Raw genomic sequence first — 15,311 nt, forward strand, 5'->3', positions numbered from 1 at the left:
TTTTGCTTTTATATATGGTAAACAGAGATTGATTTTATGCTATAATCAAGTTGAGAAAAAGATGGAGGAATAGTAGTTGGAAAAGAAAATTGTAAAAGATATCTTGTTTTTGTCGCAGGTATCCCAGCCTGCTAGTCAGGAAGATTTACCCCTAGCAAAGGATTTGCAGGATACCCTATTGGCTAACCGAGAAAGCTGTGTTGGACTAGCGGCCAATATGATTGGGGTACAAAAACGTGTCATTATTTTTAATATCGGAATGATTCCCATGGTTATGTTTAATCCAGTTCTCAAATCTTTTGAAGGACCATACGAGACAGAGGAAGGTTGTTTGTCTTTGACAGGTGTCAGACCTACAACTCGATATGAAAAAATTACAGTAAGCTACAGAGACATCCATTGGCAAGAGCAGACCATTACCCTGACGGGTTTTCCTGCTCAGATTTGTCAGCATGAATTGGATCATTTAGAAGGGATTGTCATATAGGCTTTGTATCCTAGAACAGGGTACATCCTTCAAGCTTAAGGAAACAAACTCGTTTTTCTTGCACTCTTGTTTGAAATTTGTGATAATGAAAGAAAGAATAATAAATGGAGGACAGTCAAATGGGATTTTATCTGATGATTGGTTCGATGTTGCTTGGTCTTTTTGCTTTGAAGATAGGATTTTCTCATCTAAAGGAGAAAAAGTTTAATCTGTCATCTATCTTGGCAAGCTGCCTTGGGACAGCACTAGTTCTCTTTGCAATCTGGTTAGGATTGCCAAAATAAGGAAAGAAGAGGCTGGGACAAAAGTCCTAGCCTCTCAATTGTCTTTGGATTGTCGAGCAAGACGCAGTGGTTGAGTGGGTTATATTACGCTGATTTCATCAGCTTTTATAGCCCTACTCAACTGTGCGGAGGTGGGACAACGAAATCGAATTCTAACGAATTACCGATTTCTGTCCCACTCTCTTTTAAGCTCAAATCCTTGGTAGTCCTAAAAAAATATGCTACACTAACACTATGAAAATTCTAATCCCAACCGCAAAAGAAATGAACACCGAAATCCCTAGTTTAGAGGCTAAACCATTGCGTCCTGAAAGTCAGGCAGTGCTGGATGAATTGGCGACATACTCTGCCCAAGAACTGGAGAGTTTTTACAAAATATCTGCCGAAAAAGCGCAAGAGGAGTATGACCATATCCAGGCCTTGAAAAATGAAACTGCGACAAACTATCCAGCCTTGCACCTCTTTGATGGACTCATGTATCGCAACATCAAACGGGACAATCTAACCAAGGCGGAGCAAACCTATCTGGAGGAACACCTCATGATAACGTCAGCTCTTTATGGTGTGATTCCAGCCTTTGAACCGATTGCGCCTCACAGACTGGACTTTTTGATGAAACTAAAAGTCGCTGGAAAAAGCTTGAAAAGTCATTGGCAGGTGGCCTATGAAGAGTCGATGAAGGGTGAAGAACTAATCTTTTCACTCTTGTCTTCGGAGTTTGAAACTGTCTTCCCTAAAGAAATCCGTGAGAAAATGGTGACCTTCAAGTTTATGGAAGAGCGAGATGGAAAACTAAAAATCCACTCAACCATTTCTAAAAAAGCTAGAGGAGCTTTCTTAACAGCCTTGATGGAAGGTCAGGTAACCTCGGTTGAAGAGATTAAAAAGCTCAGCTTTGCGGGTTTCAGTTATCGAGAAGACTTGTCGAGTGATAAGGAATTGGCTTTTGTGAAATAGATAGAAAATAGAGAGAGTGGGACAGAAATCGGTAATTCGTTAGAATTCGATTTCGTCGTTCCACCTCCGCACAGTTGAGTAGGGCTGTAAAAGCTGATGAAATCAGCGTAGTTAGAGCCCACTCAACCACTGCGTCTTGCTCGACAATCCAAAGGCAATTGAGAGGCTAGGACTTTTGTCCCAGCCTCTTTTTGTGATTTGGTGTTCCTATTTTTAGTTTAGAATGGTAGGAATTTTCTCACAATTTTGGTATAATAGGACTATTAGAAAATTTCGAGGAGACAAACATGTCAGTTAAGATTGCTTTACTTGGATTTGGTACAGTAGCCAGTGGTGTGCCATTCTTGCTAAAGGAAAATAAAGAAAAAATTGTTCAAGCAGCCCAGTCAGAAATTGAAGTAGCTAAAGTTTTGGTCAAAGACGATCAAGAGAAAGCCCGCTTGCTTGAAGCAGGAAATGATTTTAATTTTGTAACAAATATCGATGAAATCTTGTCAGACAAAGACATCACTATTGTTGTTGAGTTGATGGGGCGTATCGAACCTGCTAAAACATTTATTACTCGTGCTTTAGAAGCCGGGAAACACGTCGTGACAGCTAACAAGGATCTTTTGGCAGTCCATGGTGCAGAATTGCTTGAGGTAGCCAAAGCTCACAATGTTGCCCTATACTATGAAGCAGCTGTTGCAGGAGGAATCCCAATCCTTCGTACCTTGGTTAACTCACTAGCATCAGACAAAATCACACGTGTTCTTGGTGTTGTCAATGGAACATCTAACTTCATGATGACCAAAATGGTAACAGAAGGCTGGTCTTATGAAGATGCTTTGGCAGAAGCCCAACGACTTGGCTTTGCTGAAAGCGACCCTACCAATGACGTTGATGGGATTGATGCGGCCTACAAGATGGTCATCCTTAGTCAGTTTGCTTTTGGGATGAATGTCAAGTTTGAAGATGTGGGTCACCAAGGAATTCGCAATATCACTCCAGAAGATGTAGCAGTAGCTCAAGAGCTTGGTTATGTTGTGAAATTAGTTGGTTCTATCGAAGAAACGGCATCTGGTATTGCTGCTGAGGTTACGCCAACATTCCTTCCTAAAGAACATCCACTTGCGAGCGTTAATGGTGTTATGAATGCAGTCTTTGTAGAGTCTATCGGTATCGGGGAGTCTATGTACTATGGACCAGGTGCTGGTCAAAAACCAACTGCAACAAGTGTTGTGGCTGATATTGCCCGCATCGTTCGTCGTTTGAATGATGGAACAATTGGAAAAGCCTTTAATGAATACAGCCGTCCAGTAGTCTTGGCTAAGCCAGAAGATGTCAAAGCTAACTACTATTTCTCAATCTTGGCTCCAGACTCAAAAGGACAAGTCTTGAAATTGGCTGAGCTCTTTAATGCAGAGGATATTTCCTTCAAGCAAATCCTTCAAGATGGTAAGCAAGAAGGCAAGGCTCGTGTTGTCATTATCAGCCATAAGATCAACAAGGCGCAGCTTGAAAATATTACAGACGCTTTGAAGGCGGTAGCCGAGTTTGAACTTCTCAACACCTTCAAGGTTTTAGGAGACTAAGATGAAGATTATTGTACCTGCTACAAGTGCCAATGTGGGTCCTGGCTTTGACTCGGTTGGTGTAGCTGTAACCAAGTATCTAGAAATTCAGGTTTGCGAGGAACGTGAAGAATGGATGATTGAGCACCAATTAGGCAAATGGATTCCACGTGATGAACGTAATCTTTTGCTGAAGATTGCTCTACAAATTGTTCCAGACCTCCAACCTAGACGTCTGAAGATGGTCAGTGATATTCCGCTTGCGCGTGGACTAGGTTCATCGAGTTCGGTCATCGTTGCTGGGATTGAGCTGGCAAATCAACTCGGAAACTTGAAGCTAAGCAAACATGAAAAATTACAATTGGCGACTAAGATTGAAGGGCATCCTGATAATGTTGCACCAGCTATCTATGGAAACCTCGTCATTGCCAGTTCGGTAGAAGGTCAGGTTTCAGCTGTTGTGGCGCCTTTCCCAGAGTGTGCTTTTCTAGCTTATATTCCAAACTATGAATTGCGAACTCGAGATAGTCGTGGTGTCTTGCCTAAGAAACTCTCTTACAAGGAAGCCGTTGCGGCAAGTTCTATCGCCAATGTGGCTATTGCAGCCCTACTGACTGGAGATATGGTCAAAGCAGGCCAGGCGATTGAGAGTGACCTCTTTCATGAGCGTTACCGTCAAGAACTGGTGAGAGAATTTGCGACGATCAAGAAAGTTGCTAAGAGAAATGGTGCTTATGCAACCTACTTGTCTGGTGCTGGTCCGACTGTTATGGTCTTGGCTGATCCTGACAAGATGCCTAAGATTAAGGCAGAGCTTGAAAAGCAACCTTTCAAAGGCAAGCTTCATGATTTGCAAGTAGATACACAAGGCGTTCGCGTCGAAGAAAAATAAATAGAACAATAGGATGTGGAAACTCTCTAGTAGAGGGCTTCCTGTCCTTTTTTTGAAAATGAAACATGGGATATGAAATGATTCCCAGTTTTGTCGACCGACAGACGGTCAAGGAGGATTTGAAATGGCAGAAATATATTTAGCAGGCGGTTGTTTTTGGGGCTTGGAAGAATACTTTTCGCGTATTTCTGGAGTGCTGCAAACCAGTGTTGGTTATGCCAATGGTCAGGTAGAAACCACCAATTATCAACTGATTAAAGAAACAGATCACGCAGAGACTGTGCAAGTCTTCTACGACGAAAAGGTGGTCTCGCTTCGTGAGATTTTACTCTATTATTTCCGAGTTATTGATCCTTTATCTGTCAACCAACAAGGGAATGACCGTGGTCGTCAATACCGTACAGGGATTTATTACCTAGAAGAAGCTGATCTACCAACGATCAATACAGTAGTTCGTGAACAAGAACTCCTCATCGGTCGTAAAATAGCAGTGGAAGTGGAGAAGCTTCGCCACTATATCTTAGCTGAAGACTATCACCAAGACTACCTCAAGAAAAATCCTGGTGGTTATTGCCATATCGATGTGAGGGATGCTGAGAAACCACTGATAGATGCCGCCAACTATGAAAAACCGAGTCAGGCAGTTTTACGAGAAAGTTTATCAGAAGAGTCCTACCGAGTTACCCAAGAGGCTGCGACGGAAGCTCCCTTTAGCAATGCTTATGACCAAACTTTTGAAGAAGGAATTTATGTCGATATCACGACTGGTGAGCCCCTCTTCTTTGCCAAGGATAAGTTTGCCTCAGGCTGTGGTTGGCCAAGTTTTAGCCGTCCTATTTCCAAGGAACTCATTCATTACTACCAGGACTTGAGTCATGGTATGGAGCGAATCGAAGTCCGTTCACGTTCAGGGAATGCTCACTTGGGGCACGTCTTTACAGATGGCCCTCGTGAACTAGGTGGTCTCCGTTACTGTATCAATTCTGCATCCTTACGATTCATTGCTAAGGGTGAAATGGAGAAAGCTGGCTATGGCTACCTGCTTCCATATTTGAATAAGTAGAAAGAGAGAGTGGGACAGAAATCGGTAATTCGTTAGAATTCGATTTCGTCGTCCCACCTCCGCACAGTTGAGTAGGGCTGTAAAAGCTGATGAAATCAGCGTAGTAGATCCCACTCAACCACTGCGTCTTTCTCGACAATCCAAAGACAATTGAGAGGCTAGGACGTTTGTCCCACTCTCTTCATTTTGGAATAGAAGGGACACATGAAACAATTACTTTCTTACTTTAAACCCTACCTCAAGGAGTCTTTCCTAGCACCCTTGTTTAAGCTGCTAGAAGCTGTTTTTGAACTCTTGGTTCCCATGGTGATAGCAGGTATTGTTGACCAATCTATCCCTCAAAAAGATCAGGGCCATCTGTGGATGCAAATGGGACTCCTCTTTGTGTTTGCAGTTATTGGCGTCCTAGTTGCCCTAGTTGCCCAGTTTTACTCAGCCAAGGCAGCAGTCGGCTTCACCAAGGAGTTGACCAATGACCTCTATCGTCATATTCTCTCCTTGCCCAAGGATAGTAGAGACCGTTTGACGACTTCGAGTTTGGTGACGCGTTTGACTTCAGATACCTATCAGATTCAGACAGGGATTAATCAATTCTTACGCCTCTTTTTAAGAGCGCCTATTATTGTTTTTGGTGCCATTTTCATGGCTTATCGCCTCTCGCCTGAATTGACCTTCTGGTTCTTGGTCATGGTTGCCATTTTGACCCTTGTCATTGTCGTTTTATCACGCTTGGTCAATCCTCTCTACAGTAGTTTGAGAAAGAAAACTGACCAGCTAGTTCAGGAGACGCGCCAACAGATACAAGGGATGCGTGTGATTCGTGCTTTTGGCCAAGAAAAACGAGAGATTGAGAATTTCCAACGACTCAATCAAATCTATACGACTATCCAAATGAAAACAGGCTACTGGTCTAGTCTCTTGACCCCCTTGACCTATTTGATTGTCAACGGAACTTTGCTGGTGATTATCTGGAATGGTTATCTTTCTATCCAGGGAGGATGGCTCAGTCAGGGAGCCTTGATTGCCCTGATCAACTATCTCTTACAAATTTTGGTAGAGTTGATTAAACTAGCCATGCTGATTAATTCACTCAACCAGTCTTATATATCAGCTAAGCGTATTGAGGAAGTCTTCGCTGAAAAACCTGAAGATATTCATACTGAACTTAAGGCAGGAAGGGTTTCTGGAAATCAAGTTTTACACGTCCAAGACTTGACCTTTACTTATCCAGATGCAGCTCAGCCTTCGCTAAGGGATATTTCTTTTGATATGCAGCAAGGAGAAATTCTTGGGATCATCGGAGGAACTGGTTCTGGTAAGTCAACCTTGGTACAGGTTTTACTTGGTTTGTACAAACCAGATAAAGGAACAGTGGGCCTCTATCAGGCTGGACATGGCTCTCGGGATCTGGCTCAATGGCGGTCCTGGATGGCCTATGTCCCTCAAAAGGTTGAACTCTTTAAGGGAACTATCCGTTCCAACTTGACTTTGGGTATGGAAGAGACAGTCTCTGACCAAGAACTTTGGCAGGCTTTGGAAATTGCTCAAGCCAAGGACTTTGTTAGTGAAAAGGAAGGGCTCTTGGATGCAGAAGTCCAAGCAGGCGGCCGTAATTTCTCAGGTGGTCAAAAGCAACGCTTGTCGATTGCCCGAGCAGTTTTGCGCCAAGCGCCTTTTCTCATCCTGGATGATGCGACTTCGGCTCTTGATACCATTACTGAGTCCAATCTTTTAAAGGCCATTCAGGAAAAATTGCCAAATACCAGCTTGATCCTAATTTCACAACGAACTTCTACCTTGAAGATTGCAGACCAGATTCTTCTTTTAGAGAAGGGTCAACAATTAGCACTTGGTAATCATGAAGATTTGATGGAGACCAGTCAAGTCTATCGTGAAATCAATGCTTCCCAACATGGAAAGGAGGATTAGAATGAAAGGCAAACATGCAAGTCAAACCCTCAAACGATTGGCGAAAGATTTAGCAAGTCATCCCATCCTCCTTTCCCTGGCTTTCTTGGGTACTATTGCTCAGGTAGCCTTATCAATCTATCTACCAATCTTGATAGGACAGGTGATTGACCAAGTCCTAGTCGATGGTTCATCCCAGCTATTTTGGCAGATTTTCCTCCAGATGATTTTGGTGGTCATTGGAAATACGCTGGTACAATGGGCCAATCCTCTCCTCTATAATCGACTGATTTTCTCCTATACCAGAGATTTACGGGAGAAAATTATTGAAAAACTCCATCGCCTCCCGATTGCCCTTGTAGATAGACAAGGTAGTGGAGAAATGGTCAGCCGTGTAACGACAGATATCGAGCAGTTGGCAGCGGGTCTGAATATGATTTTCAACCAATTTTTCATAGGAGTTTTGATGATTTTAGTCAGCATCCTTGCTATGCTCCAAATCCATCTATTGATGACTCTCTTGGTTCTGCTCTTAACACCTCTATCTATGGTCATTTCACGCTTTATCGCTAAGAGATCCTACCATCTCTTTCAAAAGCAGACAGAGACTAGGGGGATTCAGACTCAGTTGATAGAAGAATCGCTCACCCAACAGACCATTATCCAGTCCTTCAATGCTCAGGAAGAATTTATCGAGAGACTTCATGAGGCAAATGACAACTACGCAGGTTATTCTCAGTCGGCTATCTTTTATTCATCGACAGTCAATCCTTCCACCCGTTTTGTTAATGCCCTCATTTATGCACTACTAGCTGGTGTTGGAGCCTTGCGCATCATGGCGGGTTCTACTTTGACGGTTGGGCGTTTAGTGACCTTTTTGAACTATGTGCAGCAGTACACCAAGCCTTTTAATGATATTTCATCAGTCTTAGCCGAGTTGCAAAGCGCCTTAGCTTGTGCAGAACGTGTTTATGCTATTCTAAAAAGTCCAGAAATTACAGAAACTAGTTTTAAAGAATTGAATAGCGACCAAGTCAAGGGAGCTATTTCCTTTAAACATGTTTCTTTTGGTTACAATCCTGAAAAGATCTTGATTAAGGATCTGTCTATTAATATTCCAGCCGGTAGTAAGGTTGCTATCGTTGGACCAACGGGTGCTGGGAAGTCTACCCTTATCAATCTCCTCATGCGTTTTTACCCGATTAACTCAGGAGATATTTTGCTAGACGGTCATTCTATTTACGACTATACTAGAGCATCTCTTCGACAACAGTTTGGGATGGTGCTCCAAGAAACTTGGCTCAAGCAGGGAACCATTCATGACAATATTACCTTTGGTAATCCTGATGCTAGCCGAGAGCAGGTTATTGCAGCAGCCAAGGCAGCAAATGCGGATTTCTTTATCCAACAATTGCCACAGGGATATGATACCAAGCTTGAAAATTCAGGGGAATCCTTGTCTGTTGGTCAAGCTCAGCTTTTGACCATTGCCCGCGTCTTTCTAGCCATTCCTAAGATTCTGATCTTAGACGAGGCGACTTCATCCATCGATACCCGGACAGAGGTGCTGGTTCAGGACGCCTTTGCCAAACTCATGAAAGGACGGACAAGCTTTATCATCGCCCACCGTTTATCGACCATTCAAGATGCTGATTTGATTCTTGTCTTGGTCGATGGAGATATTGTCGAATATGGCAATCATGAGGAACTCATGACGAGAAAAGGCAAATACTATCAAATGCAGCAAGCAGCAGCTTTTAGCCCAGAATAAATGGGAAAGCCATTATAATGTCAATGAACAAACAAGAAAAGTTGCCTTCGGGTGACTTTTTTGTTACAATAGCTAGAAAAATTATCCCGTATGAATACTTATATAGAAAAGGAGCCTAGGGATGAAAGTCTTTCAGCATGTAAATATCGTGACTTGTGACCAAGATTTCCACGTCTATTTAGATGGGATTTTAGCTATTAAAGAATCCCAAATCGTCTATGTCGGTCAGGAAAATCAAGAGATTCTTAAACAAGTAGATCAAATCATAGACTATCAGGGTGCCTGGATTATGCCTGGCTTGGTTAACTGCCATACTCACTCTGCCATGACAGGCTTGAGAGGCATTCGTGATGATAGCAATCTCCACGAATGGCTGGAGGACTATATCTGGCCAGCAGAAGCAGAATTCACACCAGAGATGACCACAAAGGCTGTCAAAGAGGCGCTAACAGAGATGCTCCAGTCAGGAACGACAACTTTCAATGATATGTACAATCCTAATGGAGTGGAGATAGAAAAGATTTATGAGGCAGTCAAGGCATCCAAGATGCGTTGCTATTTTTCTCCAACCCTCTTTTCTTCAGATGTGGAGACGACGGCTGAAACTATAGCCAGAACTCGATCTGTTATCGAGACAATCAAAGGCTATCAAGACCCAAATTTCAAGGTGATGGTGGCTCCTCATTCGCCCTACAGTTGTAGTCGAGATTTGCTGGAGGCAAGTCTTGAGCTAGCAAAAGAAGAAAACATTCCTCTTCATATCCATGTTGCAGAAACACAGGAAGAGTCAGGCATTATCCTGAAACGCTATGGCAAACGCCCATTAGCCTTTCTGGATGAGCTTGGCTATTTGGACCATAAAGCTGTCTTTGCCCATGGTGTGGAGTTAAATGAAGCAGAGATTGCCCGCTTGGCAGATTCGCAAGTCGCTATCGCCCACAATCCTATCAGCAACCTCAAATTAGCCTCAGGGATTGCACCAGTCGTCCAACTTCAAAAAGCAGGAGTAGCAGTTGGTATTGCGACGGACTCAGTTGCGTCTAACAATAACCTGGATATGTTTGAGGAAGGGCGGACTGCAGCACTCTTACAGAAAATGAAGAGTGGCGATGCCAGCCAATTTCCGATCGAAACCGCCCTCAAGGCCTTGACAATCGAGGGTGCTAAGGTGTTAGGAATGGCAGATGAGATTGGTAGTTTGGAAGTCGGCAAGCAAGCTGATTTCCTCGTCATCCAACCCAAAGACAAAATCCATCTTCAGCCTCAAGAAAACATGCTGTCTCACCTCGTTTATGCCGTCAAATCCAGTGATGTTAATGATGTCTATATCGCTGGTGAGCAAGTCGTGAAAGACGGTCAAGTGCTGACTGTTAACTTGTAAAAAGTAGTATAAATTTACGAAATCTCATAGGAAATTTCTTGTGAGGTTTTTAAATTTTTGCTAGAAATAAGGTCAGTAGATGTCTTGCAAAATATATTGATACTAAATTAGAAAAACACCGATTAGATAAATAAAAAAAATTATGGTATAATAAAACGATACAATTAAAGGAGTATGTATGGACATTTCAGAAATTCGTCAAAAAATTGACGCAAATCGTGAAAAATTAGCTTCTTTCAGGGGGTCTCTTTGACCTCGAAGGTTTAGAGGAAGAAATTGCCATTTTGGAAAACAAAATGACAGAACCTGATTTTTGGAACGATAATATTGCGGCCCAAAAAACGTCGCAAGAATTAAACGAACTCAAAAATACCTATAATACCTTCCACAAGATGGATGAGTTGCAGGATGAAGTTGAGATTTTACTGGACTTTTTGGCAGAGGATGAAACCGTTAAGGATGAGTTAGTTGAAAAACTCGATGAGTTAGATCAGATGATGACTAGCTACGAAATGACCCTTCTCTTGTCAGAACCCTATGATCACAACAATGCCATCCTTGAAATCCATCCTGGTTCAGGGGGGACAGAGGCTCAAGACTGGGGCGATATGCTCCTTCGTATGTATACTCGCTATGGAAATGCCAAAGGCTTCAAGGTCGAGGTCTTGGACTACCAAGCAGGTGATGAGGCAGGAATCAAGTCAGTAACCTTGTCTTTTGAAGGACCAAATGCTTATGGTCTTCTCAAGTCAGAGATGGGAGTTCACCGTTTGGTCCGTATCTCACCATTTGACTCTGCTAAACGTCGCCACACCTCATTTACTTCTGTAGAAGTGATGCCAGAGTTGGATGATACCATCGAAGTTGACATCCGTGAGGATGATATCAAGATGGATACCTTCCGTTCAGGTGGAGCAGGTGGACAAAACGTCAACAAGGTTTCAACAGGTATCCGCTTGACTCACATTCCGACAGGGATCGTCGTAGCATCAACCGTCGACCGTACTCAGTACGGAAACCGTGACCGTGCTATGAAGATGCTTCAGGCAAAACTCTACCAGATGGAGCAGGAAAAGAAAGCTGCTGAGGTAGACTCGCTCAAGGGTGAGAAAAAGGAAATTACATGGGGAAGCCAAATCCGCTCCTATGTATTTACTCCTTATACAATGGTAAAAGACCATCGTACAAACTTTGAAGTAGCGCAAGTAGATAAGGTAATGGATGGAGACCTGGATGGTTTCATCGATGCTTATCTGAAATGGCGTATCAGTTAAAAGAAAGGAAGTCACATGTCAATCATTGAAATGAGAGATGTTGTCAAAAAATACGACAACGGGACAACAGCCCTACGTGGCATCACTGTAAATATCGATGCAGGAGAATTTGCCTACATCGTAGGACCTTCAGGTGCTGGTAAATCAACTTTTATCCGTGCCTTGTATCGTGAGGTCAAAATCGACAAAGGAAGCTTGCAAGTTGCAGGTTATAACCTGGTTAAGATTAAAAAGAAAGATATTCCGTTCTTGCGTAGAAACGTTGGAGTAGTCTTTCAGGATTACAAACTTTTGCCAAAGAAAACCGTTTATGAGAACATTGCTTACGCCATGGAGGTTGTTGGTGAAAGTCGTCGTAACATCAAAAAACGTGTTATGGAAGTCTTGGACCTTGTCGGTTTGAAACACAAGGTTCGTTCATTCCCAAATGAACTTTCAGGTGGTGAGCAACAACGTATCGCCATTGCGCGTGCTATCGTAAACAATCCTAAGGTTTTGATTGCCGACGAACCAACAGGAAACTTGGACCCAGATAACTCATGGGAAATCATGAACCTCTTGGAACGTATCAATCTTCAAGGGACAACTGTTTTGATGGCGACCCACAACAGCCAAATCGTAAATACCTTGCGCCACCGCGTTATTGCCATCGAGAATGGTCGCGTGGTACGTGATGAAGCGAAAGGAGAGTACGGATACGATGATTAGTAGATTTTTCCGCCATCTGTTCGAAGCTTTAAAGAGTTTAAAGCGTAATGGATGGATGACCATTGCTGCGGTCAGTTCAGTAATGATTACCTTGACCTTGGTTGCTATCTTTGCTTCAGTTATCTTCAATACTGCGAAATTAGCAACTGATATTGAAAACAACGTCCGCGTCATGGTTTATGTTCGTAAAGACGTTGAAGACAACAGTGAAACCATTGTAAAAGAAGGCCAAACAGTCACGAACAATGACTACCACAAGGTCTATAACGCCCTTAAAGCTCTGCCAGCCGTTAAAAATGTAACCTTCTCAAGTAAAGAAGAGCAGTACCAAAAGCTGACTGAAACTATGGGTGATGAGTGGAAGGTATTTGAAGGAGATGCAAACCCTCTTCATGATGCCTACATCGTAGATACCAATTCACCAAGTGATGTAAAACCTGTAGCTGAAGAAGCTAAGAAGATTGAAGGTGTCTCTGAAGTTCAAGATGGTGGTGCCAATACCGAACGTCTCTTCAAGTTGGCTTCCTTCATCCGTGTATGGGGATTGGTCATCGCAGGACTCTTGATCTTCATCGCAGTCTTCTTGATTTCAAATACCATCCGTATTACCATCATTTCACGTAGCCGTGAAATCCAAATCATGCGTTTGGTTGGTGCCAAGAACGGTTATATCCGTGGCCCATTCTTGCTAGAAGGTGCCTTTATCGGATTGTTGGGAGCAGCTCTTCCATCAGCATTGGTTTACTTTATCTATAACCGAGTGTTCCAATCTGTCAACCCATCCTTGGTTGGTCAAAACTTATCTTTGATTACACCGAATACCTTTATTCCATTGATGATCGGTCTCTTGTTCCTCATCGGAATCTGTATCGGTTCACTTGGTTCAGGAATCTCAATGCGTCGATTCTTGAAAATCTAAGTCACATAACTGGATAAAACACATAAAAAAGTGGGATGTCATCAAGACTTCACAGCTCTTGATGCCCCGCTTTTTCTTTTGGTCTTGGTGCTCATTCGCTTGCCAATTTTGGGTAAAGAGTGTATGATAGGAAAGGACCTTTTTACTAATATGAAAAATGAACAATGAATGAGGAAAAGATGAAACAATTTTTGGAAAAAGTGAGTATACTCTCCCTATCGTTAGTATTGATCACATCGTTTTCAATTTCGAGTGCCCTACCTGCCATGTTTGACTATTATCAGGGCTATTCGACTGGTCAGGTCGAACTCTTGGTCAGCCTCCCATCCTTTGGGATTATGGCCATGCTTTTATTAAACGGAGTTCTAGAGCGTATTTTTCCTGAACGCCTCCAGTTGACCTTGGGACTCTTGATTTTATCCATCAGCGGAACAGCACCTTTCTGGTATCAGGGTTATTACTTTGTCTTTGCGACACGCTTGCTATTTGGACTTGGAGTTGGGATGCTCAATGCCAAGGCCATCTCAATCATCAGTGAACGTTACCACGGCAAAACTCGTATCCAGATGCTTGGTTTTCGTGGATCTGCCGAAGTCGTAGGAGCCTCTATCTTGACGCTGGCAGTCGGTCAGCTCTTAGCCTTTGGCTGGACAGCAACCTTCCTAGCCTATGCCGCTGGCCTAGTGGTTCTCGTACTCTTCCTTCTATTTGTCCCTTACAACAAGGAAGAAATTCACGAATCCAAGCAACAGACAGAAGAAGCAGCGAAACTGACTCGTTCCATGCTCCAATTGATTTTCTTCCTTGCTATTGCAGCCGCAGTGATTGTATGTACCAATACGGCCATCACCTTCCGTATCCCTAGTCTCATGATTGAGGCAGGATTTGGAGATGCTCAGTTGTCCAGTTTGGTACTTAGTGCCATGCAGTTGATTGGGATTCTAGCTGGAATCAGTTTTTCTTTCCTGATTTCGACCTTCAAGGAAAGACTTCTATTGGTCGCTGGTGTCACTTTTGGTATCGGGCAAATCATCATTGCTCTTTCCCCTTCACTCTGGGTGGTGGTTGCAGGTTCTATTCTGGGAGGCTTTGCCTACAGCATCGCTCTGACGACAGTCTTTCAGTTGATATCTGAACGAATTCCTGCAAAACTCCTCAACAAAGCAACTTCCTATGCTGTTTTGGGATGTTCTTTTGGAGCATCATTAACACCCTTCGTTCTTTCAGGGATTGGCTTGGTGACTATGAATGGTCGAATGACCTTTATCATTCTAGGAGCATGGATGATTGCTACATCAGTGCTTGTTTCCCTTTTATTAAAAAAAGAAGCCTAACAAAGAAAAACTCAAGGATTCATCCTTGAGTTTTTTGTCTATTAGCCAAACATCTGCCAAAAGTAATCGATGATGTAGGTCAAGCCATAGGTGTAAACGACCAGGGTAAAGGGTTTGGTCAGGATGATAATGGTCATATACCGCTTGAAGCTCATCTTGGTCAGAGCAGCCAACATACAGAGAAAATCAGCTGGACTAACTGGCCAAATCATCATAAAGATAAAGAAACGGTCAAAGCGATTGCCCTCATCTAACCAACCGATATACTTGTCATAGGTGCGCTTGCTGACCATGGACTGAACAAAGGGTGCTCCGTAGAGACGCACTAAGTAAAAGATGATGGCACAACCAATAACAATGCCGATATAGTTGTAAATGGTCCCGATGATATGCCCGTAGATAAAGACACCTGCAACGGAGGTCAGAGCACCTGGAATGATAGGAACAACTGTCTGCAAAATCTGTAAAAAGATAAAGAGTGGTGGCCCCCAGATACCCGCCTGTTGTATAAAGGCAGATAGGGTTTCCTTAGAGTGCAGGATACCCGCCTGATAGGCCCAGATACAGAATATTACAGTACCAACTCCACCGACGATGGAGGAAATATGAATGGCTTGCTGTAGAAGGGGAGAAACAGCTTTCATTTCTTTCTCGTGTGACATGTAAACTCCTCTTGTGTAGTATGATTCTACTATACCATATTTTAGGGAGAAAGACTAGATGGTTTTTGGGAAGGAAGTAGGATCTAGAAGGCGTTTTCTGTCTGGGATATGATATAAT

14 protein-coding genes are annotated in these 15,311 nt (G+C 43.0%); 13 read left to right on the forward strand and 1 reads right to left on the reverse strand.

Annotation, left to right across the window (positions count from 1 at the left end; all coding sequences use genetic code 11):
- Positions 1-76: 76 nt before the first annotated feature.
- From ACVAMZ_RS02485 to ACVAMZ_RS02545, 13 genes are all read left to right on the forward strand, one after another.
- Positions 77-487, forward strand: coding sequence for a peptide deformylase (locus tag ACVAMZ_RS02485; RefSeq protein ID WP_036759218.1), 411 nt, complete (start codon positions 77-79; stop codon positions 485-487).
- A 119-nt stretch (positions 488-606) separates the two neighbouring features.
- Positions 607-771: a hypothetical protein gene (locus ACVAMZ_RS02490; RefSeq protein ID WP_006155852.1), complete on the forward strand. Its 165-nt coding sequence runs from the start codon at positions 607-609 to the stop codon at positions 769-771.
- Positions 772-1,005: 234 nt separating this feature from the next.
- A complete protein-coding gene (gene yaaA, locus ACVAMZ_RS02495) occupies positions 1,006-1,728 on the forward strand; it encodes a peroxide stress protein YaaA (RefSeq protein ID WP_454378475.1) in 723 nt (240 codons plus the stop codon).
- A gap of 287 nt (positions 1,729-2,015) precedes the next feature.
- On the forward strand, positions 2,016-3,302 hold the full coding sequence (locus ACVAMZ_RS02500) for a homoserine dehydrogenase (RefSeq protein WP_461684938.1): 1,287 nt from the start codon (positions 2,016-2,018) through the stop codon (positions 3,300-3,302).
- Between the two features lies 1 nt (position 3,303).
- Entirely contained in the window at positions 3,304-4,173 is an 870-nt protein-coding gene (thrB, locus tag ACVAMZ_RS02505) for a homoserine kinase (protein ID WP_303942503.1), read from the forward strand.
- A 124-nt stretch (positions 4,174-4,297) separates the two neighbouring features.
- On the forward strand, positions 4,298-5,236 hold the full coding sequence (gene msrB / locus ACVAMZ_RS02510) for a peptide-methionine (R)-S-oxide reductase MsrB (protein WP_461684939.1): 939 nt from the start codon (positions 4,298-4,300) through the stop codon (positions 5,234-5,236).
- 204 nt (positions 5,237-5,440) lie between these two features.
- Positions 5,441-7,165, forward strand: a complete 1,725-nt coding sequence (locus ACVAMZ_RS02515) for an ABC transporter ATP-binding protein (RefSeq protein ID WP_461684940.1) — start codon at positions 5,441-5,443, stop codon at positions 7,163-7,165.
- Between the two features lies 1 nt (position 7,166).
- The gene (locus ACVAMZ_RS02520) at positions 7,167-8,915 is read left to right on the forward strand and encodes an ABC transporter ATP-binding protein (RefSeq protein ID WP_461684941.1); all 1,749 of its coding nucleotides are present in this window, start codon (positions 7,167-7,169) and stop codon (positions 8,913-8,915) included.
- Between the two features lie 121 nt (positions 8,916-9,036).
- On the forward strand, positions 9,037-10,296 hold the full coding sequence (locus ACVAMZ_RS02525; RefSeq protein WP_254804195.1) for a TRZ/ATZ family protein: 1,260 nt from the start codon (positions 9,037-9,039) through the stop codon (positions 10,294-10,296).
- 178 nt (positions 10,297-10,474) lie between these two features.
- Positions 10,475-11,570 (forward strand): peptide chain release factor 2 gene (gene prfB / locus ACVAMZ_RS02530; RefSeq protein WP_461684942.1). Its coding sequence is split into 2 segments (ribosomal slippage): positions 10,475-10,546 and positions 10,548-11,570, totalling 1,095 coding nucleotides; the frame shifts between segments, so codons are not numbered across the junction.
- A 15-nt stretch (positions 11,571-11,585) separates the two neighbouring features.
- Entirely contained in the window at positions 11,586-12,278 is a 693-nt protein-coding gene (gene ftsE / locus ACVAMZ_RS02535) for a cell division ATP-binding protein FtsE (protein WP_004251332.1), read from the forward strand.
- Positions 12,271-13,197 carry a permease-like cell division protein FtsX gene (ftsX, locus tag ACVAMZ_RS02540; RefSeq protein WP_004251331.1) on the forward strand — a complete coding sequence of 309 codons (927 nt, stop codon included), beginning with the start codon at positions 12,271-12,273 and terminating at the stop codon, positions 13,195-13,197. The genes ftsE and ftsX overlap by 8 nt, the downstream gene beginning before the upstream one ends.
- A gap of 179 nt (positions 13,198-13,376) precedes the next feature.
- On the forward strand, positions 13,377-14,531 hold the full coding sequence (locus ACVAMZ_RS02545; RefSeq protein WP_461684943.1) for an MFS transporter: 1,155 nt from the start codon (positions 13,377-13,379) through the stop codon (positions 14,529-14,531).
- A gap of 41 nt (positions 14,532-14,572) precedes the next feature.
- On the opposite strand, the gene ACVAMZ_RS02550 is transcribed toward ACVAMZ_RS02545, so the two are convergent.
- Positions 14,573-15,193: a TVP38/TMEM64 family protein gene (locus ACVAMZ_RS02550; RefSeq protein WP_195183990.1), complete on the reverse strand. Its 621-nt coding sequence runs from the start codon at positions 15,191-15,193 to the stop codon at positions 14,573-14,575.
- Between the last annotated feature and the right edge of the window lie 118 nt (positions 15,194-15,311).

It is taken from the genome of Streptococcus sp. KHUD_017 (assembly GCF_054861245.1).

Bases quoted from the DNA above. Each gene is read 5' to 3' on its own strand.
- ACVAMZ_RS02490 (WP_006155852.1), top strand. From the start codon at position 607: ATGGGATTTTATCTGATGATTGGTTCGATGTTGCTTGGTCTTTTTGCT.
- yaaA (WP_454378475.1), top strand. From the start codon at position 1,006: ATGAAAATTCTAATCCCAACCGCAAAAGAAATGAACACCGAAATCCCT.
- ACVAMZ_RS02500 (WP_461684938.1), top strand. From the start codon at position 2,016: ATGTCAGTTAAGATTGCTTTACTTGGATTTGGTACAGTAGCCAGTGGT.
- thrB (WP_303942503.1), top strand. From the start codon at position 3,304: ATGAAGATTATTGTACCTGCTACAAGTGCCAATGTGGGTCCTGGCTTT.
- msrB (WP_461684939.1), top strand. From the start codon at position 4,298: ATGGCAGAAATATATTTAGCAGGCGGTTGTTTTTGGGGCTTGGAAGAA.
- ACVAMZ_RS02515 (WP_461684940.1), top strand. From the start codon at position 5,441: ATGAAACAATTACTTTCTTACTTTAAACCCTACCTCAAGGAGTCTTTC.
- ACVAMZ_RS02520 (WP_461684941.1), top strand. From the start codon at position 7,167: ATGAAAGGCAAACATGCAAGTCAAACCCTCAAACGATTGGCGAAAGAT.
- ACVAMZ_RS02525 (WP_254804195.1), top strand. From the start codon at position 9,037: ATGAAAGTCTTTCAGCATGTAAATATCGTGACTTGTGACCAAGATTTC.
- ftsE (WP_004251332.1), top strand. From the start codon at position 11,586: ATGTCAATCATTGAAATGAGAGATGTTGTCAAAAAATACGACAACGGG.
- ftsX (WP_004251331.1), top strand. From the start codon at position 12,271: ATGATTAGTAGATTTTTCCGCCATCTGTTCGAAGCTTTAAAGAGTTTA.
- ACVAMZ_RS02545 (WP_461684943.1), top strand. From the start codon at position 13,377: ATGAAACAATTTTTGGAAAAAGTGAGTATACTCTCCCTATCGTTAGTA.
- ACVAMZ_RS02550 (WP_195183990.1), bottom strand. From the start codon at position 15,193: ATGTCACACGAGAAAGAAATGAAAGCTGTTTCTCCCCTTCTACAGCAA.